Genomic DNA, 21528 nt, shown 5'->3' with positions numbered 1-21528 from the left:
TTATCCTGTCCTGTTTCCAGAGCTTGGAGCCTGACGGCCAAGCGCTGCTTTTCGATCCGTCCCCTGAGAACGATTGCCCAGGGGCGCATAAAAAAACGGTGATTTTAACCGAGGCCGGGACATGAAAACGGCAGTTGCCGTGCATGTACGAGCCCAGAAACCGGCGATTATAGCAACAAAATCAAGCGAGTGGCAAGTTCGACTTAACGCCCGCCGGGCGGGGCGCCGGCGGCGGCCGCGCTTTTCGGTATCGGCCGGTGGCCGGGTCGCGCAACGTCCGTATAATAAGCGCCCCATGAATCTATTCCGAGCCCTGCTGACGGTCAGCGGCTTCACGCTGCTGTCGCGCGTGACCGGACTGGCCCGCGAGACGCTGATCGCCCGTGCGTTCGGCGCCAGTCAATACACCGACGCGTTCTACGTCGCCTTCCGCATTCCGAACCTGCTGCGCCGCCTGTCTGCCGAAGGCGCGTTCTCGCAGGCGTTCGTGCCGATCCTCGCCGAGTTCAAGAACCAGCAGGGGCACGATGCGACGAAGGCGCTCGTCGACGCGATGTCCACCGTGCTCGCGTGGGCGCTGGCCGTGCTGTCGGTCGTCGGGATCGCCGGCGCGTCGTGGGTCGTGTTCGCGGTCGCGTCCGGCCTGCACAGCGACGGCCAGGCGTTCCCGCTCGCGGTCACGATGACGCGGATCATGTTCCCGTACATCGTGTTCATTTCGCTGACCACGCTCGCGTCGGGCGTGCTGAACACGTACAAGAGCTTCTCGCTGCCCGCGTTCGCGCCGGTGCTGCTCAACGTCGCGTTCATCGCCGCGGCCGTGTTCGTCGCGCCGCACCTGAAGGTGCCGGTCTACGCGCTTGCGTGGGCCGTCATCGTCGGCGGCGTGCTGCAGTTTCTCGTGCAACTGCCGGGCCTGAAGAAGGTCGACATGGTGCCGCTGATCGGCCTGAATCCGCTGCGCGCGCTGCGTCATCCGGGCGTGAAGCGCGTGCTCGCGAAGATGGTGCCGGCGACGTTCGCGGTGTCCGTCGCGCAACTGTCGCTGATCATCAACACCAACATCGCGTCGCGGCTCGGGCAGGGCGCGGTGTCGTGGATCAATTACGCCGACCGCCTGATGGAGTTCCCGACGGCGCTGCTCGGCGTCGCGCTCGGCACGATCCTGCTGCCGAGCCTGTCGAAGGCGCACGTCGACGCCGACTCGCACGAATATTCGGCGCTGCTCGACTGGGGGCTGCGCGTCACGTTCCTGCTCGCGGCGCCGAGCGCGCTCGCGCTGTTCTTCTTCGCGACGCCGCTCACCGCGACGCTGTTCAACTACGGCAAGTTCGACGCGCATACCGTCACGATGGTCGCGCGCGCGCTCGCGACGTACGGAATCGGCCTCGTCGGCATCATCCTGATCAAGATCCTCGCGCCGGGCTTCTATGCGAAGCAGGACATCAAGACGCCGGTGAAGATCGCGATCGGCGTGCTGATCGTCACGCAGCTCTCGAACTACGTGTTCGTGCCGCTGATCGGCCACGCGGGGCTCACGCTGAGCATCGGCGTCGGTGCGTGCCTGAACTCGCTGCTGCTGTTCCTCGGGCTGCGCAAGCGCGGCATCTACCAGCCGTCGCCGGGCTGGCTGCGCTTTTTCGTGCAGCTCGTCGGCGCGGCGCTCGTGCTCGCGGGCCTGATGCACTGGTGCGCGATCAATTTCGACTGGACCGGGATGCGCGCGCAGCCGCTCGATCGCATTGCGCTGATGGCCGCGTGCCTCGTGCTGTTTGCTGCACTATATTTCGGTATGTTGTGGGTGATGGGCTTCAAATACGCTTACTTCAGAAGGCGCGCCAAGTGACGACCGCAATGACCCGCGTCCTCGACTACTTCAGCACGCTCGTGGCGGACGACGACAGTCTGCCCGTCACGGAAACCGCGCTGTCGCTGGCGCAGGACGCGTATCCCGACCTCGACCTGCAGGGCACGCTGGCCGAACTCGACATGCTGGCGGCGCGGCTGCGCCGGCGGCTCGCCGACGATACGGACCTGAAGGGCCGCGTCGCCGCGCTGAACGACTTCTTCTTCCGCGAGCTCGGCTTCGCGTGCAATCACAACGATTACTACGACCCCGATAACAGCCACCTGAACGCCGTGCTGAAACGGCGGCGCGGGATCCCGATCTCGCTGTCGGTGCTGTACCTGGAACTCGCCGAGCAGATCGGCGTGCCGGCGCGCGGCGTATCGTTCCCCGGCCATTTCCTGCTGCGCGTGACGCTGCCGGACGGTGACCTGATCATCGATCCGACCAACGGCCATTCGCTGTCCGAAGCCGAGATGGTCGAGATGCTCGAGCCGTACGTCGCGCGTGCGGCCGGCGCGGTCGACAGCGCGTTGCGCGCGCTGCTGCAGCCGGCGACGAGCCGCGAGATCATCGCGCGGATGCTGCGCAACCTGAAGACGATCTATCTGCAGACGGAACGCTGGCAGCGGCTGCTCGCGGTGCAGCAGCGGCTCGTGATCCTGCTGCCCGAGCAGCTCGACGAGGTGCGCGACCGCGGCTTCGCGTATGCGCGGCTCGACTACCTGCGCCCCGCGCTCGAGGATCTCGAGCAGTATCTCGGCGAGCGACCGGATGCGGACGATGCGACCGTCGTCGAATCGCAGGTGAGCGAACTGCGGCAACGGATGCAGCGCGACGGCGAGGAGTGAGCCGAGCCATCGGCGCACGTCCACCGGCACACGAAAAAAACGCCCGCATCGCGGGCGTTTTTTCTGGCGCGTGCGCGTGCCCGACCCCGAGCGATCGGCTGAAACTCCGGTGCGCCGCTCGCACGACCCACGCGTTCGACCGATTGTACGGGGCGCCGCCGCGCGGCGGCGACACGCGCGCGATCGTGCCAATCGCGACAGGCAAAAAAAAGCCGCCCGGAACGGGCGGCTTGCGGGTGCGCGACGCGCTGCTTACTTCAGTGCGTCGAACGCGCGCTCGCGGATTTCGTCGACGGTGCCGAGGCCCGAGATCTTGCGATACTGCGGCGCCTTCAGACCGTTTTCCTCGCCACGCTGCGCCCAGTCGCCGTAGTACGTGATCAGCGGCTTGGTCTGCGCTTCGTATACTTCGAGACGCTTTTTGACAGTTTCTTCCTTGTCGTCGTCGCGCTGGATCAGCGGTTCGCCCGTCACGTCGTCGTGACCTTCGACCTTCGGCGGGTTGAACTTGACGTGGTACGTACGGCCCGATGCCGGGTGCGTGCGACGGCCGCTCATGCGCTCGATGATTTCCGAGAACGGGACGTCGATCTCGAGCACGTAGTCGATCGCGACGCCGGCTTCCTTCATCGCGTCAGCCTGCGCGATCGTGCGCGGGAAACCGTCGAACAGATAGCCGTTCGCGCAGTCGGATTCCTTCAGGCGCTCCTTGACGAGGCCGATGATCAGCGCGTCCGGCACGAGCTTGCCGGCATCCATGTAGCCCTTCGCCTCGACGCCGAGCGGCGTGCCGGCCTTCACGGCTGCGCGCAGCATGTCGCCCGTCGAGATTTGCGGGATGCCGAATTTTTCCTTGATGAAGTTTGCCTGGGTGCCCTTTCCCGCGCCGGGCGCGCCCAACAGGATCAAACGCATGGTGATATCTCCAAGTATGTAGATTCGTGTGGCGAGACACAAAGGCGTCGGCGACGGCGGGCGCGGGGCTTGCCCGGCGCGCGGCGGACCGGTCTGATGCGACGCGTCGGCTTGGGCGACGCGCGGCTGCCGGCAGGGCCACGGGCGGGGTCAAGCGAGGACGCGCTGGTCGCGGACGGCTCGCACAATCGCCTGATTATGCCACGGGTTATTTTGAACCCGGCTGAAAAAGGGCCTGCACGCGCGCGAGATCGGCCGGCGTGTCGATGCCGGCTTCGGGCGCGGACTCGGTGATCAGCACCGCGATGCGCTCGCCGTGCCACAGCGCGCGCAGCTGTTCGAGCTGCTCGGCCTGTTCGATCGGCGCCTGCGCGAGCGACGGATAGGTGCGCAGGAAACGCGCGCGATACGCATAGAGGCCGATGTGCCGGTAGACCGGGAAGGCCGGCGCCGGCATGGCCGCGACGTCGGGCCAGTGCGGCTGGTATGCATCGCGGCTCCACGGAATCGGCGCGCGCGAGAAGTACAGCGCGACGCTCTGCGCGTCGAGCGCGACCTTCACGACGTTCGGGTTGAACACGTCGGCCGCGTCGTGGATCGGGTGCGCCGCGGTCGCGATCGCGCACGCCGGATGCGCGGCGAGGTGCGACGCTACGTCGCGCACGAGCACGGGGTCGATCAGCGGCTCGTCGCCCTGCACGTTGACGACCACGGTGTCGTCGCGCCAGCCGAAAGCCGCCGCGACTTCCGCGAGCCGGTCGGTGCCGGACGGATGATCGGCGCGCGTGAGCACCGCCTCGAAGCCGTGATCGCGCGCCGCGTCGAGCACGCTCTGCGCGTCGGATGCGACGAGCACCTGTTGCGCGCCCGCTTCGCGCGCGCGCTCGGCGACACGCACGACCATCGGCTTGCCGCCGAGATCGGCGAGCGGCTTGTTCGGGAGCCGCGTCGACGCGAGCCGGGCGGGAATGACGGCGATGAAGGGTTGCGGGTGAGTCATCGGGGAGCGTTGAGAAGGACGGGGCGGGCGACGCCGGAAGCCGGTCGCCCGGCGAAGTGCGGCGACCCGGCCGGGGCCGGGCCGCCTGTGTCGATTCGGTGCGCCGGGCGAGCGGCGCGGCGGTTCAGCGGCCGGCCGGGTCGACCGGCGTGCCTTCGACGGTCTGGCGCGCTTCGTCGACCAGCATCACGGGGATGCCGTCGCGGATCGGGTAGGCGAGCTTGTCCGCGTTGCAGATCAGCTCCTGCGCGGCACGGTCGTAGTGGAGCGGGCCTTTGCAGATAGGGCACACAATGATTTCAAGCAGGCGAGCGTCCACGGAGTTTCTCCACAACGAGGGCAATGAGGCGAGGGTCGAGCGCGGCTTCGACGGGGACCACCCACAGTCGGGCGTCGCGCCAGGAAGCGCCCAATTTTACTGCATCCTTCTCGGTGATCAGGATCGCATCGACGGCATCGTCGACGAACGGATTGTCCGCGAACGCGTAATGGTCCGGCAGCGCGCGGGTCGCCGGCGCGAGACCGGCCGCGCGCAGCGTCGCGAAGAAGCGCTCCGGCGCGCCGATGCCGGCTGCGGCGAGCACGCGTTCGTTCGCGAACTGCGACAGCGGGCGGCGCAGCGTGGGCTGGTCGAGGTGCCACGCGGCGCCCGGCGTCAGCGCGAGCGCGTAGGTGTCGGGCCAGGGCGGCAGCGCGCTACTGTACGGGTCGTTGACGAGCGTCGCGTCGCGGTGCCGCGACAGCGGCTCGCGCAGCGGGCCGGCCGGCAGCAGGAAACCGTTGCCGCCGAGCCGGTGGTCGAATACGACGAGCTCGACGGTGCGCGCGAGGCGGTAGTGCTGCAGGCCGTCGTCGCTGACGATCACGTCGACGTCCGGATGCGCGGCGCGCAGCGCCTGCGCGGCCGCGACGCGATCGGGGCACACCCACACGGGCGCGCCGGTGCGGCGCGCGATCAGCAGCGGTTCGTCGCCGGCCGCGCCCGCGCGCGACGCCGGCGTGACGGCGGTCGGCACCTTCACGTTCGCGCCATAGCCGCGCGACACGACGCCGGGCGTGAAGCCGGCCGCGCGCAGCGCGTCGACGAGCGCGATCACGGTCGGCGTCTTGCCGGTGCCGCCGACGGTCACGTTGCCGACCACGACGACCGGCACGCCGACGTCGACCGGCTGCTTCCAGCCTTGCGCGTAAGCGGTGCGCCGCAGCGCCGCGCACAGGCCGAACACGCAGGCGAACGGCGTGAGCGCCCACGCGAGCGCGCCGCGGCGCTGCCATTCGCGTGTCAGGCGCGCTTCGAGTCGCGCGAGCGGGCCGCCGGGCGCGCTCATCGGGCCGGGCGCGGCGCGTCGTGCGCCGCGGCGAGGGACGGATTCGTCAAGGCGGATTCTCCGTTGGGCGGCGCATGCCGCAGGGTCCGTGGAAGGCGGCACTCTAGCGCGCCGCACGCCGGCGCGGCAAGCGCGACCGGCCGCCGCAGCGCCCGGGGCCGGATCGTGGCGCCCTGTGGATAACTCTGTGAAAAACTCCCCGGTCGATTGCCTCAAACGCCCGCCCGGCGGGCATCGAATCGGATGTGAATTATTTTGAAAGGTTTAAAAAACTATAAAAATCAAGGTGTTACGAAGAATTGTCTGGTTTTTTTAGCGGTTTCCGCGCGTTTTACGCGGACGAATGCCAGAGTGTGGACACTTTCCGCGCGTGGCGGCGAATGCGGCGGCGCTGGACGCCGCACGCGTGTCGGACTATCGTGACGCCGCCAGCATTCATCCGACCGTCCATGCTTTCCGACTCTCCTTTTTCCGCGCCCGGCGCCACGCGCGGCGGCGACGAAGTGATTCCCGTTTCGGCGCTCAATCGCGCGATTTCGACGATGCTCGAGCGCTCGTTTCCGCTGCTGTGGATTTCGGGCGAAGTATCGAATTTCACGCGCGCCGCGAGCGGCCACTGGTATTTCTCGATCAAGGACCAGCAGGCGCAGATGCGCTGCGTGATGTTCCGCGGCCGCGCGCAATACGCCGAATTCACGCCGCGCGAAGGCGACCGCATCGAAGTGCGCGCGGTCGTCACGATGTACGAGCCGCGCGGCGAAGTGCAGCTCAACGTCGAAGCCGTGCGACGCACCGGGCAGGGGCGCCTGTACGAGGCGTTCCTGCGGCTGAAGGCGCAGCTCGAAGCCGAGGGTCTGTTCGCCCCCGAGCGCAAGCGGCCGTTGCCGCCCCACCCGCGCGCGATCGGCATCGTCACGTCGCTGCAGGCCGCCGCGCTGCGCGACGTGCTCACCACGCTCGCCCGGCGCGCGCCGCACATTCCGGTGATCGTCTATCCGGCCCCCGTGCAGGGCGCCGGTTCCGCCGAGAAGCTCGTCGCGGCCGTCGCGACCGCGAATGCGCGGCGCGAGGTCGACGTGCTGCTGGTGTGTCGCGGCGGCGGCTCGATCGAGGATCTGTGGTCGTTCAACGACGAAGCGCTGGCGCGCGCGATCGCGGCGAGCGAGCTGCCGGTCGTCAGCGGTGTCGGCCACGAAACCGATTTCACGATCGCGGACTTCGCGGCCGACCTGCGCGCGCCGACGCCGACCGGCGCGGCCGAACTCGCGAGCCCGCAGCGCGCGCTGCTGCTGCGCGAGGTCGACGAGCGCCAGCGTGCGCTCGCGCGCGGCATGGCGCGCCGGCTCGAACAGCGCGCGCAGCAGCTCGACTGGCTTGCACGCCGGCTCGTGAGCCCTGCCGAGCGGTTGCAGCGGCAACGCACGCACGTCGAGCAGCTCGCGGCGCGGCTGGCGTCGGCGGCGTCGCGGCCGGTACGCGATGCACGCGCGCGTTTCGCGCTCGCGCAACTGCGCTGGCAGCGCGCGCGGCCCGATGCGTCACAGGCGCGCCATGCGCTCGCGGGGCTGTCGCAACGTCTGGCCAGTGCGTTGCAGCGCCGTCACGAACGCGACACGGCGCGTGTGTCGGCCTGTGCGGCGCGGCTCGAGGTGCTGAGCCCGCAGCGCACGCTCGAGCGCGGCTATGCGGCGCTGATCGATGCGCAGACGGGCCGCGCGGTGCGCGCGCCGAACGCGCTGAAGCCGCAGCGGCGCCTGACCGTGCATCTCGCCGAAGGCTCGGCCGACGTGTCGCTCGCCGACGTGCAGCCGCGGCTGACCGATACGATCTGACGTAACCGGCGCGAGCGACACGCGGCGATCGTCGCAACGAACACGGCGCGGGCGGGCACGGATGCTGCGCATCGTCGGGTTCGTCCTGCCGGACGTTGCGCCAGCATCGCTTTTCCGCATACCGCGGATAAATGGCCCGTGAGTTTGCGGGGTTATTCGTCCTCGCCTACAATCGGACGCTCGGCAGCATCCAACACAGCCTCCCTACATACTCAACGAAGGAATCGCCATGGCTCATACGCTCCCGCCGCTCCCGTACGCTGAAGACGCACTCGCGCCGACCATCTCGAAAGAGACGATCGAGTACCACTACGGCAAGCACCATCAGGCTTATGTGACGAACCTGAACAATCTGATCCCGGGCACGGAATTCGAAAACCTGCCGCTGGAAGAGATCGTGAAGAAGTCGTCGGGCGGCATCTTCAACAACGCCGCGCAAATCTGGAACCACACGTTCTTCTGGAACAGCCTGTCGCCGAACGGCGGCGGCGCACCGACGGGCGCGCTGGGCGACGCGATCAACGCGAAGTGGGGTTCGTACGACGCATTCAAGGAAGCGTTCACGAAGGCCGCGGTCGGCACGTTCGGTTCGGGCTGGGCATGGCTCGTGAAGAAGGCCGACGGTTCGCTCGACATCGTGTCGACGAGCAACGCCGCCACGCCGCTGACGACCGCCGACAAGGCACTGCTGACGATCGACGTGTGGGAACACGCGTACTACATCGACTACCGCAACGCCCGTCCGAAGTTCGTCGAGGCGTTCTGGAACATCGTGAACTGGGACTTCGCAGCGAAGAACTTCGCGTAAGTCCGGCGCTTGCGCGCCGCCACGGCGCGCGGCATCGAAAAAAAGCCCTCGTTTCGAGGGCTTTTTGTTTTTTGTCTCGCCCCGAACGCGTCGAATCGGCCGGATCAGCCGGCCATGCCCAGCACCCAGCCGAACGTGGCGCTCGCGATCACCACGGCCCATGGCGGCACGCGCCAGAACACCAGTGCGACGAACGCGACCAGCGCGGCGGCCAGGTCGCGCGGCGCGACGATCGTGTCGGTCCAGACCGGGTGATAGAGCGCGGCGAGCAGCAACCCGACGACGGCCGCGTTCACGCCGGCGAGCGCGGCCTGCATGTGCGCGCTGCGGCGCAGGCGTTCCCAGAATGGCGCGGTGCCGGCGATCAGCAGGAACGACGGCGCGAAGATCGACACGAGCGCGATCGTGCCGCCGAGCCAGCCGGTCGGCGCATCGCGCAGCGACGCACCGAGGAACGCCGAGAACGTGAACAGCGGCCCCGGCACGGCCTGCGCGACCCCATACCCGGCCAGGAAAGCCGAATCGCCGACCCAGCCGGGCGCGACCACGGCCGCCTGCAGCAGCGGCAGCACCACATGGCCGCCGCCGAACACGAGCGCGCCCGTGCGGAAGAATGCATCGACGACGGCGAGCGTATCGGAGCGCAGCGCGCGGGCCGTGAACGGCAGCGCGACGAGCAGCGCCGCGAACAGCGCAAGCCACAGCACGCCCGCGCGGGACGACACGTGCAGCGGTAACGGTTCGTGCGCGTCGCGCGCCGGTTGCGGCAGCAGCACGAGACCGGCCGCGCCGGCCGCGACGATCACCGCGATCTGCGTCCACGCGGCCGGCGCGAGCAGCGCGACGCACGCGGCCGCGGCCATCAGCGTGACACGCCGCGCATCCGGGCACAGCGTGCGCGCCATGCCCCACACGGCTTGCGCGATCACCGCGACCGACACGATGCGCAGCCCATGCAGCGCGCCGGCTTCGATCGGCGCGCCCGTCGCGTGAACGCCGAGCGCGAACAGCATCATCAGCAGCGCCGACGGCAGCGTGAAACCGAGCCACGCGGCGAACATGCCGGCGTAGCCGGCGCGCGCGAGCCCGATCGCCATCCCGACCTGGCTGCTCGCCGGCCCCGGCAGGAACTGGCACAGCCCGACCAGATCGGCATAGGTGCGCTCCGTGAGCCAGCCGCGCCGCGTGACGAATTCCGCGCGAAAGTAGCCGAGATGCGCGACCGGCCCGCCGAGCGACGTGAGACCGAGCCGCAGGAACGCGATGAAGACGGGCCACGGATGACGGGCGGGGGCGGGGAGGGTCGACGTGTTCAAGGCGGTGCGCGCGGCGGACGGAACGAGCCGCCACGATAGCGCAACTCGGCGGCCGCGGGGCAGCGCGTAGCGGCCGGTCGGGGCCGTTGTGCGGGGTTCAGTACGGGCCGTCGCCGAGCCCGCTCGCGCGCCGCAACGCATCGATGTCGACGAGCTCGATCTCGCCGACGTGCAGCCGCACGACGCCGTCGGCCTGCAGCGCCTTCAGCAACTGGTTGGTGGTCTGCCGCGTCAGCGACAGCATCGACGCGAGCGTTTCCTGCGACAGCCGGATGTGCGTGCGCCCGGCGCTGATGCCGCCGTAGCCCTCGGCGATCATCAACAGCCGCGCGGCGAGCCGCTGCGCGGCCGGCATCACGCTCATCGACTCGACCGTCAGGAAGCTCAGGCGCAGCTTTTGCGCCATCAGCAGCGCGAACTGCCGCCAGTATTGCGGCGTCGCATCGAGGATCGCGAGCAGTGCAGCCTGCGGCACGTGCAGCAGCAGCGTGTCGTCGAGCGCGACGGCGTCGTGCGTGCGCGGCTGGCCGTCGAACAACGCGATCTCGCCGAACCACGTGACGGGCTCCGCCACCGTCAGCAGCGCTTCCTTGCCGTGCGGATCGACCGCGCCTATCGTGAGTGAACCGGCCAGTACCGCGTACAGCCCGCACGGCGGGTCGCCGCGCCGGAACAGCGCATGGCCGGACGGCAGGCGGCGCAGCGTCGCGCGGGCGATCAGGTCGGCGCGCAGCGCGGGCGGCAGCCCGGCGAACCACGGGTTCGCTTCGATCTGCGGCAGGTACGGGGCGAGCGAAGAAGGCATGGGCACGCGATGTCGGGTAGCTGACAGAGGTTCTCGGGCGTGACGCGCATCATAGCGCTCGATGACCGATCAGGAGACGCCATGAAGACCCTCGAAGACCATCTTTCCCAGTATGCGGCCTACCATCGCGACGCGCGCAACATCGCGACGCATCTGGTCGGCATCCCGATGATCGTGTTCGCGGTCGAGGTGCTGCTGTCGCGGCCGGCGCTCGGGATGCTGGCCGGCATCGCGCTGTCGCCGGCGCTGCTGCTCGCCGTCGTGTCGGCGCTGTTCTACCTGCGTCTCGACCTGCGGTTCGGGATCGTGATGACCGTGCTGCTCGCGCTCGGCCTGTGGGCCGCGCAGTCGCTGGCGCCGCTGCCGACCGCGCAATGGCTCGCGATCGGCATCGGCGCGTTCGTCGTCGGCTGGATCGTGCAGTTCGTCGGGCACTGGTTCGAAGGCCGCAAGCCCGCGTTCGTCGACGATCTGGTCGGCCTGATCGTCGGGCCGCTGTTCGTCGTCGCCGAGGTCGCGTTTTTCGCGGGGCTGCGCGCCGACGTGCGCCGCGAAGTCGAGCGGCGCGCCGGCCCGGTGCATGGCGGCGCGCATTCGCATGTCTGATGCACCGGCCGGGCCGGTCTGCGTGTTCGGCGCGGGCGCGGTCGGCTGCTATCTCGGCGGCCGCCTCGCGGCGGCCGGCGCGCACGTGACGCTCGTCGGCCGCACGCGGATCGGCGACGCGATTCAGCTGCACGGGCTCACGCTGACCGATCGGCGCGGTTATCGTGCCGCGCTTGCGCCGGCCGATGTCGGATTCGCCACCGAGCCGGCCGCCGCGGCCGACGCACGGCTCGTATTCGTCGCGGTGAAGTCGGCGGCCACGCGCGAGGCCGCCGCGCAACTGGCCGGCGTGCTGCGGCCCGGCACGATCGTGATCAGCTTCCAGAACGGCCTGCACAACGCAGACGTGCTGCGCGACGCGCTCCCGCAAGCGACGGTGCTGGCCGGCATGGTGCCGTTCAACGTGATCGAGCGCGGTCCCGGCGCGTTTCACCAGGGTTCGGCCGGCAGATTGGCGACCGACGCTTCGGCCGCGCTGCAGCCGTTCATTGGCCCGTTCGCGCGCGCCGGGCTGCCGCTCGTGCTGCATCGCGACATGCGTGCCGTGCAGTGGGCGAAGCTCCTGCTCAACCTGAACAACGCGGTCAATGCGCTCGCGAATGTGCCGCTGCGCGCCGAACTTGCCCAACGCACGTACCGGCGCTGCGTCGCCTTGGCCCAGCGCGAGGCGCTGCACTGGCTGGCGCGGGCCGCGATCCGGCCCGCGCGGTTGACGCCGCTGCCGGCCGCGTGGATCCCGGCCGTGCTCGACCTGCCGGATGCGGCGTTTCGCGTGGTCGGCGGCCGCATGCTCGCGATCGATCCGCTGGCGCGGTCGTCGATGTCCGACGATCTCGCCGCGCACCGCGCGACGGAAGTCGAGTGGATCAACGGCGAAATCGTGCGGCTGGCCGGGCGCTTCGGTGCGCCGGCGCCGGTCAATGCGCGGCTGTGCGCGCTCGTCCACGACGCGGAACGCGCGGCGGTGCGTCCGGCGTGGCGCGGCGATGCGCTGTGGGCCGACCTCGCCGCGCAGGCGCCGCATGCGGGCCACGTGCCGGCCGCGTAGGCTGGCGGTGCTCCCGGCGTCGACCACGCGGCGGCGCGGGCCGTGCGCAACGACTAAGATGCGGAGTGCGTCATCCGACGCCTTTGCGGAGCAATCGCCATGGTGGATCGCCCGACCCTCGATGCCTACGACGCGCATGCCGCGCAATACGCGCAGGACTGGCTCGACCAGGCCGCGCCCGACGACATGTATGCGCTGCTCGAACAGCATTTCTCGCCGGGGCTGACCGCCGACGTCGGATGCGGCGCGGGGCGCGACACGGCCTGGCTCGCGTCGCGCGGCTTCGACGTGCGCGGCTACGACGCGAGCGCCGCGCTGCTCGACGAGGCGCGGCGACGCCATCGCGGTCTGACGTTCGAACTGGCCGCGCTGCCGGCGCTGGCCGGCGTACCGTCCGGCGCGTTTCGCAACGTGCTGTGCGAAACCGTCGTCATGCATCTCGAACAGGCGGACGCCGCGGCCGCCGCCGCGCGGCTCGCCGATCTGCTGATGCCGGGCGGCACGTTGTACCTGAGCTGGCGGGTGGCCGGAAGCGGCATGTTGCGCGACGAGCGCGGCCGCCTCTATACGCCGCTCGATTCGGCGCGGATGCATGCGGCGCTGGGCGCCGGCGTGCACGTGATCGACGAACACGAGGTGGTCAGTGCGTCGTCCGGCAAGCGCGTGCACCGGCTGATCGTGCGCAAGGCGGGCGGCGACGCGTGAGCGCGCCGCGCCGGCGCAGTTACTCGCGGCTGAGGGCCGCTTCCCAGTTGATGTCGACGCAGAGCACCTGCATGCCCGTCGCGGCCGGTGCGGCGATCGACGCGGTCACGCACAGGTGGGCCTCGTTGATCGACAGGTAGGGCGCCGTCAGATGCACGCCGCCCGGCGCGCGCATCGCATCGATGAAGTACGGGCGGCGTTCCCAGCTCGCGCCTTCGGAATGCAGCAGCGGCCGGAAACGCTTCGCGCGTTGCGATACGCTGCCGCGCGCGAGCACGTTGTCGCCGATCTGGCGGCCCGATGCGTCGAGCAGGAAGCAGCGCGCGGTCTCGGGCAGCCCGAGCACGGCGGCGGCCGCATCGACGAGCGACTCGCCCGCGCCGAGCCGGCGGCTCGCTTCCTCGAGCGCGGCGACGTACGGCGCGAGCCGTTCCGCCTGCGTGCGCTCGCGCTGCGCGACGCGCAGCCGCAGCGCGGCCGACAGCGTGTCCATGCAGCCCGCGGCGGCCTGCGGCTGCACGGGATCGACGCTCGGCCCCGCGAAGTACTGGCCCTGCACGAAATCGACGTCGCATTCGAGCGCGATCAGCGCGTCGCGTTCGGTCGCGAGCCCGCCCATCAGCACGAGCTGGCCGGATTCGTGCAGCAGCGACACGAGCCCCGGCAGCACGCGTTCGAGATGCGAGTGCTCGCTCGCCTGCGCGAGGATGCCGCGGTCGAGCGTGACGATGTCCGGATGCAGGTGCCACACGCGATCGACGTTCGAATGCTTCGCGCCGAACCCGACGAGCGCGATCAGGAAGCCGGCCTTGCGCAGCCCGTCGATGATCGCCGCATAGCGCGGCGTCTCGCCGCCGGCCTGTTCGGGCACCTCGAGCACCACGCGGTGCGGCGGCAGCCCGAGCGCCTTCAGGTTCGCGAGCAGCGCGTCGCCGTAGATGGTGTCCATCAGCGCGGCCGGATGCAGGCTCAGGAAGAGCCATTCGTCGTGGCTGTCGAACGCGTGGAAGTTGCCGAGATGCAACGATTCGGCGAGCCGGCCGAGCTCGAGCAGGTCGCCGCGCCGCGCCGCCTGCGTGAACACCTCGTGCGACGCCACCTGGCGGCTTTCCTCGTCGTGCGCGCGCAGCGACGCGTGATAGCCGATCGCGCGCCGGTGCGACACCGAGAACACGGGCTGGAACACGCTGAACACGGTGTAGCCGCCGTACAGCACGGTGCGCCGGTTCCCGTCGTCGCCGGCGACGGGGCGGGGCGGCTGAAAGCCGGGGGGATCGATTTCGATCATGCTCATGATGTCGGCCGAAGGGAGACTGCCAGTTTACCTACAGAATAGGCGAGCAAGAAGCATGCACGGCTGCGCGCTGCGTGCGGCCGCCCGTCGCGCTTGGCACGCGCACGGGGCCGGGTCGCGTTGCACCGCGATGGTGCGCGCCGGCCCGATTCGGCGCGCGCCGCGCTCACGCGCGCTCGGACGGATCGGTCTTGCGCGCGGTGCTGCGGATCTCGGGGGCGAGCTGCGCGAAGATCCACGCGGACGCGGCCGTGATGATCCCGACGCAGACGAACGTCGCATGGAACGCCGGCAGCGTGTTGCTCGGCGTCACGGTGCGCAGCATGCCGGTGAACGTCGCGAGCAGCGCGCCGGCGACCGTGACGCCGAGGCTCATCGACAGCATCTGCACGAGCGAGAACAGGCTGTTGCCGCTGCTCGCGCCGCCGGTGCCGAGATCCTTCAGCGTCAGCGTGTTCATCGCGGTGAACTGCATCGAGTTGAACCCGCCGAACAGCGCGAGATGCACGACCTTCACCCACACCGGCACCGTGTCGCGCATCAGCGCGAAGCTCGCCATCATCACGCCGACCATGATCGTGTTCGCGAGCAGCACCTTGCGGTAGCCGTGCCGCGTGATCAGGCGCGTGATGATCCGCTTCGAGAACATGCCGGCCGCCGCGACCGGCAGCATCATCAGCCCGGCCTCGAACGCCGAGTAGCCGAGGCTCACCTGCAGCAGCAGCGGGATCAGGTACGGCATCGCGCCGCTGCCGATCCGCGCGAACAGGTTGCCGAGCAGCCCGACGCTGAACGTGTGGATCTTGAACAGCTCGAGCGAGAAGATCGGCTGCGGCGCGCGCACCGCGTACAGTCCGTACGCGACGAAGCACGCGAGGCTCAGGATCAGCAGCACGAGCACGGCTGCGTGCTGCATGCCGAGATCGGCGAGCCCGTCGAGCGACAGCGAAATCGCGACCATGCCGATCGTCAGCAGCAGATAGCCTTTCAGGTCGAAGCGGCCGGCGGCCGGGTTGCGCGAATCGGGCATCGAATAGAAGGTCGCGATGCAGCCCGCGACGCCGACCGGCACGTTGATCAGGAAGATCCAGTGCCACGACGCGATCTTCACGAGCCAGCCGCCGAGCGTCGGCCCGATCAGCGGGCCGATCAGGCCCGGAATCGCGACGAACGACAGTGCGGGCAGGTAGCGTTCGGCCGGGAACGTGCGCAGCACCGCGAGCCGCCCGACCGGCAGCAGCATCGCGCCGCCGACGCCCTGCACGATGCGGAAGGCGACCAGTTGCGTCAGCGTATGGGCGTTCGCGCACAGCAGCGAGCCGAGCGAGAACACCAGGATCGCGCTGAAGAACACCCGCCGCGTGCCGAACGTATCGGCGAGCCAGCCCGACACGGGGATCATCACCGCCATCGTCAGCGAGTACGCGATCACGACCGATTGCATCCGCAACGGCGATTCGCCGAGGCTCGCGGCCATCGACGGCAGCGCCGTGTTGACGATCGTCGCGTCGAGCGTCTGCATGAAGAAGCCCGTCGCAACGAGCCAGAGCATCACGGTGAGGTTCTTTTCGCCGGGAGCGGCGGCAGGCGGGCGTTGGAACATGACGGCGGGGCGGTGGCGCGGGACAGCCGACATTGTAGGGAAAGCCGCCGCGCCGTGCAGGTTCGGGCGGCACTCATGTGGCCTCGACGACCCGACCCGATTCGGCGCGACCTCGGCCGGCCCGGCCGCCGGAGGCCTGTCCTCGTCGGGCGGCCAGTACAGTTCGGTCAAAAGCGTCTGCGGCCGTATCTGTCCGCGTACCGCCGCCGTCCGAAATACTGGTGTGATCGAACCCGTGCGACCAGGAGGCTGCCATGCGCGAACTGCGACTTTACGTGATGGACGGCGACGAACCGGCCGGACGGTGGCGGATCGTCGACCGCACGCTGCTCGAGGTGGCCGAAGGCGACGTGTGGGTGACCGTCGAGGGCCGGCCAGACGATCACTGGCTGGGCGCCGGTGCGTCGCTGACCTTGCTGCCCGGCACCCATGCGTGGGTCAGCGCCGGGCCGCGCGGCGCGACGTTCGCGTTCGGCCCGCTCGCGGTGTCGGCCGTGCGCACCGCGCCTGCATGGTGGCGCCCGTTCGCCGCGTGGCGCGACGGCCGGCGTCACCCGGCCGCATCGCTGCCGACGTAGCGGGCCCGCGGTCGGATCAGCTTTCCGTCCGCGTACTGTTCGAGCGCATGCGCGATCCAGCCGGCCGTGCGGCCGGCCGCGAACAGCGTGAACGCCGCGCCGTCGGGCAGCGCGAGCGTGCGCTCCAGCACCGCGAGCGCGAAATCGATCGTCGGCCGCAGGCCCGTCGCCGCTTCGACGCGTGCGGCGAGCGCGCGCGCCATGCGCAGCGCCGGCCGCTCGGGCGCCGTCGCGTGCAGTGCATCGAGCAGCGCCCGCGCGCGCGGGTCGCCGTCGGGATACAGCGGGTGCGCGAAGCCGGACAGGGCCGTGCGGCCGCCGTCCGCGCGTTCGTCGTGCGCCAGCCGCAGCGCGAGGTAGCGATCGAGATCGGCGGCGCGGGCCGCTTCGTCGAGCAGCGTGCCGGCGCGGAACGTCTCGCCGCCGTGGCGCGGCCCCGACAGCGCCGCGAGCCCGCCCGAGATCGCGCCGAACAGGTGGCTGCCGGTCGACGCGATGCAGCGCACCGCGAAGGTCGACGGATTCAGTTCGTGATCGGCGCACAGCACGAGCGCGCGCCGCAGCAGGTCGGCGTCATTGCGCCGCCGCACGCGCCACGCGGACGCGAGCTGGCGGTGCACGGGCGCGTCGCCCGGCGCGATGCCGGCGAGTGCGGCCGTCGCGACGCGCAGCAGCAGCGCCGCGGCATCGAGCTGGGCGTCGCGCCCCTGCGCCCACAGGCGCGGCAGCGACGCGGCGGCGGCCGGCAGCAGCACCAGCGCGCGTTCGAGCGGGGCGAGGTGCGCCCAGCGACGCGCCCAGTCGTCCCACTGCGCCGCGTCGAAACCGGTCGACGCGAGCGACGTGGCGGCCAGCCGCGCGGGCGGACAGTCCCAGAGCCGCGCGGCCGTTTCTTCGAGGGTCGCTGCATCGGCCAGCGCGATCGCATCGGCGCCGCGGTAGCGCAGGCGGCCGTCGGCGATCTGCGTGATCCGCGATTCCAGCACCGGCACGCCCCAGTCGAGCGAACGTTCGGCGACACCGCCCGCGCGTTTCGCATCGGCGCGGCGGCGCGCGAGCAGGCGCACTTCGTTGGCGTCGTAGCGGCGGCGCTTGGTCGCGCCGTCGGGCAGCGAGCGCAGCAGGCCGCGGCTCACGTACGCGTAAAGGGTGCTCACGCTGACGCCGAGCATGCCGGCGGCTTCCTGCGCACTGAGGGATGTCATGCCGGTTGCTCCTGGCGGCGCGCATGAAGCGCGGGCCCGCTACAACTATTCGTTATGTATTGATTCGCGCAATCAAGATTGATCGCGGCTGTCGCGAATTCTAGACTCGATTCCGTCTCCTCGACGGCATCCTCTTCACCATGACCATGACACCCGAACGTGCATTGACGTATCTGTGGCAACTCGCAGACGGCGAACCCGACGCGCTGGCCCGCACGACCGTGACCGGGCAGGACCCGGCGTTGCCGTCGACGTTTCATGTCGGCACGCTCGCCGCCGCGACGATCGCCGCGGCCGGGCTCGCGGCAGCCGAATGTCATCGGCTGCGCACGGGCATCGCGCAATCGGTCGACGTGTCGGTGCGCGACGCGCTCGTCGCGTTTCGCAGCGAGCGCTACCTGCGCGTGGACGACGGGCCGCCGCCGGAGTTGCGTCATCCGGTGACCGGTTTCTTCGAGACGGGCGACGGACGCTGGATTCAACTGCACGCGAATTTCCCGCATCACCTGCACGGCATCCTCGACGTGCTCGGCTGCGGCCCGCAGCCGCCCGACGTCGCCGCGGCGATCCGTACGTGGGACGGCGCGGCACTCGATACCGCGCTGGCCGACGCCGGTCTGTGCGCGGCATTGATCAGAACCCCTGACGAATGGGCGGCGCACGAGCAGGCGCGCGCGATCGCGTCGCTGCCGCTATTCGAGATCGAGCGGATCGGCGACGCGCCGGCCGAGCCGATCGGCCGCGGCGAGGCCGACCGGCCGCTGGCCGGCGTGCGCGTGCTCGATCTCACGCGCATCATCGCTGGGCCGGTCGCGGGCCGCACGCTGGCGTCGCACGGCGCGCAGACGCTGCTCGTCAACGGTCCGCACCTGCCCAACATCGCGCCGCTCGTGATCGACAACGGACGCGGCAAGCGCTCGACGTGGATCGATCTGCGCGACGCGGCGGGCGTCGATACGCTGCACGCGCTGGCACGCGAGACGGACGTGTTTCTGCAGTCGTACCGGCCCGGCGCGCTCGCGGCGCGCGGCTTCACGCCGCAGGCACTGGCGGCGCGGCGGCCCGGCATCGTCTACGTGTCGGTGTCGGCGTACGGGCACGCGGGGCCGTGGGCGAAGCGGCGCGGGTTCGACAGCCTCGTGCAATCGGCGAGCGGAATCGCCTGGCAGGAGCAGCAGGCCGCGCATGCGAGCGGGCCGCGCCATCTGCCGTGCCAGGCGCTCGATCATGCAACGGGGTATCTCGCGGCGTTCGGCGCGATGATCGCGCTCGCGCGGCGGGCGCGCGAAGGGGGCAGTTGGCACGTGCGGATGTCGCTCGCTCAGACGGGGCGCTGGCTGCAGTCGTTCGGCGCCGTGCCGGACGGGTTGCAGGCGCCCGATCTCGCGCTGGCCGACGTGCGCGACCGGATCGATCGCGTCGCGTCGCCGTTCGGCGTGCTCGACACCGTGCGGCCGGCCGAGTGGTTGTCGGCAACGCCGCCGGCGTTCGCGCGGCCGCCCGTGCCGCTCGGCACCGACGACGCGCGCTGGTTGTGAGGGCCGCTGGCGCGGCTCGCGTTACTTGCGCAGCTCGACGACGAAATCGTAGTAGTCGTTGCGGCAGTAGGTATCGGTCAGTTCGATCGCGCGCTGGTCGGACGTATAGCCGATCCGTGTGATCAGCAGCAGTGCGTCGTGCGGGGCGATGCCCATCTGCTCGGCGATCTCGTCGGTCGCGTTGACCGCGCGGAAATGCTGCAGCGCGCGCACGATCGGCGTGCCGCGTGCTTCGAGATAGCTGTACAGCGAGCCGACGATCGCCTGCGGATCGGGAATCAGCGTCGCGGGGAACGTCGAGTTCTCGACGGCCATCACGATGCCGTCGGCGAGGCGCAGGCGTTTCAGGCGTGTAACCGATGCGGCCGGCGACAGCCCGAGCTGGATCACTTCGTCGCGGTTGGCGGGCTGGATTTCGCGTGCGAGCCACTGCGAACTCGGCTTGAAGCCGCGGCGCTCGAGCATTTCGCTGAAGCTCGACAGTCGCGACAGCGGATCCTCGTAGCGCGGCTGGATGAAGTTGCCCGCGCCTTGCGTGCGGCGGATCAAGCCTTGCTCGACGAGCAGCGCGATCGCCTTGCGCGCGGTGATGCGCGACACGCCGAGCGCTTCGGACAACACACGCTCGGAAGGCAGCGCTTCGCCGGCCGTCCAGCGGTTGTCGTGGATCGCATCGCCGAGCTTGCGGGCGAGCTGCAGGTAGAGCGGCGTATCGTTGTCGGGGTCGGGGCGCAGGTCCTGCCAGCGGTCGTCCGTGGGTGCCTTCATACAATGGGTATCGATCAGGTTGCGGCCATTCTAAGTCATCATGCCGCGCCGTTATAGCCGGTTTTTGCCGTGTAATAGGCCGGGGGCGCACCGATTGACTACACTGATGCGTCGTATTCGATGCTTCGGCCGCGGTGTGCGGCCACGAACCCGCAACGAGGAAACGGATGACAGACACGATCGCCACGGTCGTTTTGCCAAACGGCGAGACGATTCCGAAGCTGGGCCTGGGCACCTGGGAAATGGGCGAGCGGCCGGCGCGGCGCGCGGACGAGATTGCCGCGTTGCGCGAAGGCATCGAACTCGGGATGACGCTGGTCGATACCGCCGAGATGTACGGCGACGGCGCGACCGAGGAACTCGTCGGCGACGCGCTTGCGGGCCTGCGCGACGACGTGTTCCTCGTCAGCAAGGTCTATCCGCATCATGCGAGCCGGCGCGGCGTCGTCGCCGCGTGCGACGCGAGCCTCAAGCGCCTGCGTACCGATCGCGTCGACCTGTACCTGCTGCACTGGCGCGGGTCGGTGCCGCTCAAGGAAACCGTCGCGGGTTTCGACGCGTTGCAGCGCGCGGGCAAGATCCGCCACTGGGGCGTCAGCAATTTCGATACGGCCGACATGGCCGAACTCGTCGACGAGGCGGGCGGCGGTGCATGCGCCACCAACCAGATTCTCTACAACATCGCGCGACGCGGCCCGGAATTCGACCTGCTGCCGTGGCTGGCCGACCACCGGATACCGGCGATGGCGTACAGCCCGGTCGATCACGGACGGCTGCCGAAACGCTCGCCGCTCGACGAGATCGCACGGCTGCGCGGCGTGTCGGTGACGCGCGTCGCCCTGGCATGGGTGCTCGCGCAGCCGGGGGTATTCGCGATTCCGAAGGCGTCGCGGATCGAACACGTGCGCGACAACCGCGCCGCGCTCGATTTCGTGTTGAGCGATGACGAGCGCGCGCAGCTTGACGCGTATTTCCGTCCGCCGCGCAGCAAGCGCGCGCTCGAGATGCTCTGACCGGAGTCGGTCGCGCAACGTGTCGGGTCAGTGGTTGCCGCCGGACGATCCGCCGTTGCCATGACCGCCGCCGTTGCCGGCGCCATGGCCGTTGCCGACGCCGTTGGCCCCGCCATTGCCGGCGCCGCCACTGCCATTGCCGTTACCGTTGCCGCCGCCATTGCCGTGGCCACCGGTGCCATTGGCGCCGCCGTTTCCGCCGTTGCCTCCGCCGGCACCGCCGCTATTGCCGCCATTGCCACGGCCGTTGCCGACACCGTTGGCGCCGCCATTGCCGGCACCGCCGCTGCCGTTGCCATTGCCGTTGCCGCCACCATTGCCGTGACCGCCGCCGCCGTGACCGCCGCCGTGACCGCCGCCGTTGCCGCCGCCGTTGCCGCCGCCGCCGTTGCCGCCGCCGCCGCCGCCGCCCGCGATGTCCTCCATCCCCTGCACGATGCCGCGCCGGCTGGACAGGTCGCCCATCACG

At 70.0% G+C, this 21528-nt stretch carries 21 protein-coding genes; 10 read left to right on the top strand and 11 right to left on the bottom strand.

Annotated elements, in window-relative coordinates; genetic code table 11:
* Positions 1-295 precede the first annotated feature (295 nt).
* A complete protein-coding gene (gene murJ, locus H0X95_RS32720; protein ID WP_006482209.1) occupies positions 296-1846 on the top strand; it encodes a murein biosynthesis integral membrane protein MurJ in 1551 nt (516 codons plus the stop codon).
* An 8-nt stretch (positions 1847-1854) separates the two neighbouring features.
* Complete coding sequence (locus H0X95_RS32715; protein WP_006496471.1) at positions 1855-2697, top strand: SirB1 family protein; 843 nt, start codon at positions 1855-1857, stop codon at positions 2695-2697.
* A 252-nt stretch (positions 2698-2949) separates the two neighbouring features.
* On the opposite strand, the gene adk is transcribed toward H0X95_RS32715, so the two are convergent.
* From adk to lpxK, 4 genes are all read right to left on the bottom strand, one after another.
* Positions 2950-3612: an adenylate kinase gene (gene adk / locus H0X95_RS32710; RefSeq protein ID WP_006482212.1), complete on the bottom strand. Its 663-nt coding sequence runs from the start codon at positions 3610-3612 to the stop codon at positions 2950-2952.
* A 208-nt stretch (positions 3613-3820) separates the two neighbouring features.
* Positions 3821-4612, bottom strand: coding sequence for a 3-deoxy-manno-octulosonate cytidylyltransferase (gene kdsB / locus H0X95_RS32705; RefSeq protein ID WP_006482208.1), 792 nt, complete (start codon positions 4610-4612; stop codon positions 3821-3823).
* Positions 4613-4736: 124 nt separating this feature from the next.
* Positions 4737-4931: a Trm112 family protein gene (locus tag H0X95_RS32700; protein WP_006482216.1), complete on the bottom strand. Its 195-nt coding sequence runs from the start codon at positions 4929-4931 to the stop codon at positions 4737-4739.
* The gene (gene lpxK / locus H0X95_RS32695) at positions 4912-5940 is read right to left on the bottom strand and encodes a tetraacyldisaccharide 4'-kinase (protein ID WP_059721402.1); all 1029 of its coding nucleotides are present in this window, start codon (positions 5938-5940) and stop codon (positions 4912-4914) included. Before lpxK ends, H0X95_RS32700 begins: the two co-directional genes overlap by 20 nt.
* A 449-nt stretch (positions 5941-6389) precedes the next feature.
* Here lpxK and xseA point away from each other — a divergent pair, with 449 nt between their 5' ends.
* Together xseA and sodB are read left to right on the top strand one after the other, a co-directional pair.
* Positions 6390-7772 (top strand): exodeoxyribonuclease VII large subunit, encoded by a 1383-nt coding sequence (gene xseA / locus H0X95_RS32690; protein ID WP_058901755.1) that lies wholly within the window; start codon positions 6390-6392, stop codon positions 7770-7772.
* 229 nt (positions 7773-8001) lie between these two features.
* Positions 8002-8580, top strand: coding sequence for a superoxide dismutase [Fe] (sodB, locus tag H0X95_RS32685; RefSeq protein WP_006489396.1), 579 nt, complete (start codon positions 8002-8004; stop codon positions 8578-8580).
* 104 nt (positions 8581-8684) lie between these two features.
* On the opposite strand, the gene chrA is transcribed toward sodB, so the two are convergent.
* Positions 8685-9896: a chromate efflux transporter gene (gene chrA / locus H0X95_RS32680; RefSeq protein WP_196446355.1), complete on the bottom strand. Its 1212-nt coding sequence runs from the start codon at positions 9894-9896 to the stop codon at positions 8685-8687.
* Between the two features lie 97 nt (positions 9897-9993).
* Complete coding sequence (locus tag H0X95_RS32675) at positions 9994-10701, bottom strand: Crp/Fnr family transcriptional regulator (protein WP_006491070.1); 708 nt, start codon at positions 10699-10701, stop codon at positions 9994-9996.
* A gap of 81 nt (positions 10702-10782) precedes the next feature.
* Here H0X95_RS32675 and H0X95_RS32670 point away from each other — a divergent pair, with 81 nt between their 5' ends.
* The 3 genes from H0X95_RS32670 to H0X95_RS32660 all read left to right on the top strand — a co-directional run bounded on the left by H0X95_RS32670 (position 10783) and on the right by H0X95_RS32660 (position 13060).
* The gene (locus H0X95_RS32670; protein WP_048988979.1) at positions 10783-11307 is read left to right on the top strand and encodes an Mpo1 family 2-hydroxy fatty acid dioxygenase; all 525 of its coding nucleotides are present in this window, start codon (positions 10783-10785) and stop codon (positions 11305-11307) included.
* Positions 11300-12355, top strand: coding sequence for a 2-dehydropantoate 2-reductase (locus H0X95_RS32665; protein WP_059721424.1), 1056 nt, complete (start codon positions 11300-11302; stop codon positions 12353-12355). Before H0X95_RS32670 ends, H0X95_RS32665 begins: the two co-directional genes overlap by 8 nt.
* Before the next feature lie 99 nt (positions 12356-12454).
* Positions 12455-13060: a class I SAM-dependent methyltransferase gene (locus H0X95_RS32660; RefSeq protein ID WP_006496464.1), complete on the top strand. Its 606-nt coding sequence runs from the start codon at positions 12455-12457 to the stop codon at positions 13058-13060.
* A gap of 19 nt (positions 13061-13079) precedes the next feature.
* Here H0X95_RS32660 and H0X95_RS32655 read toward each other — a convergent pair whose 3' ends face one another.
* Positions 13080-14354: an EAL domain-containing protein gene (locus H0X95_RS32655; protein ID WP_006496463.1), complete on the bottom strand. Its 1275-nt coding sequence runs from the start codon at positions 14352-14354 to the stop codon at positions 13080-13082.
* A 166-nt stretch (positions 14355-14520) separates the two neighbouring features.
* Positions 14521-15957, bottom strand: a complete 1437-nt coding sequence (mdtD, locus tag H0X95_RS32650) for a multidrug transporter subunit MdtD (protein WP_006490788.1) — start codon at positions 15955-15957, stop codon at positions 14521-14523.
* 254 nt (positions 15958-16211) lie between these two features.
* Between mdtD and H0X95_RS32645 the strand changes: the two genes are divergently transcribed.
* Entirely contained in the window at positions 16212-16535 is a 324-nt protein-coding gene (locus H0X95_RS32645; protein ID WP_006491803.1) for a DUF2917 domain-containing protein, read from the top strand.
* Here the strand turns inward: H0X95_RS32645 and H0X95_RS32640 are convergent.
* Positions 16508-17740, bottom strand: a complete 1233-nt coding sequence (locus H0X95_RS32640; protein WP_059721400.1) for a citrate/2-methylcitrate synthase — start codon at positions 17738-17740, stop codon at positions 16508-16510. The two genes, H0X95_RS32645 and H0X95_RS32640, sit on opposite strands and share 28 nt — an antisense overlap.
* A 146-nt stretch (positions 17741-17886) precedes the next feature.
* Between H0X95_RS32640 and H0X95_RS32635 the strand changes: the two genes are divergently transcribed.
* A complete protein-coding gene (locus tag H0X95_RS32635) occupies positions 17887-19278 on the top strand; it encodes a CoA transferase (protein ID WP_059721423.1) in 1392 nt (463 codons plus the stop codon).
* 21 nt (positions 19279-19299) lie between these two features.
* Here H0X95_RS32635 and H0X95_RS32630 read toward each other — a convergent pair whose 3' ends face one another.
* On the bottom strand, positions 19300-20046 hold the full coding sequence (locus H0X95_RS32630) for a GntR family transcriptional regulator (RefSeq protein ID WP_006489667.1): 747 nt from the start codon (positions 20044-20046) through the stop codon (positions 19300-19302).
* 167 nt (positions 20047-20213) lie between these two features.
* Between H0X95_RS32630 and H0X95_RS32625 the strand changes: the two genes are divergently transcribed.
* Entirely contained in the window at positions 20214-21059 is an 846-nt protein-coding gene (locus tag H0X95_RS32625; protein WP_059721399.1) for an aldo/keto reductase, read from the top strand.
* A gap of 27 nt (positions 21060-21086) precedes the next feature.
* On the opposite strand, the gene H0X95_RS32620 is transcribed toward H0X95_RS32625, so the two are convergent.
* Positions 21087-21528, bottom strand: a 442-nt coding sequence (locus H0X95_RS32620; RefSeq protein WP_196446354.1) for a hypothetical protein, incomplete at its 5' end; no start/stop codon positions are given.

This window comes from Burkholderia sp. 9779_493 (assembly GCF_015712215.1).
Taxonomy (GTDB): Bacteria; Pseudomonadota; Gammaproteobacteria; order Burkholderiales; family Burkholderiaceae; genus Burkholderia; species Burkholderia cenocepacia.
Note: the sequence above shows the minus strand (reverse complement) of the source record. Positions and strands in the feature narration are given on the sequence as shown.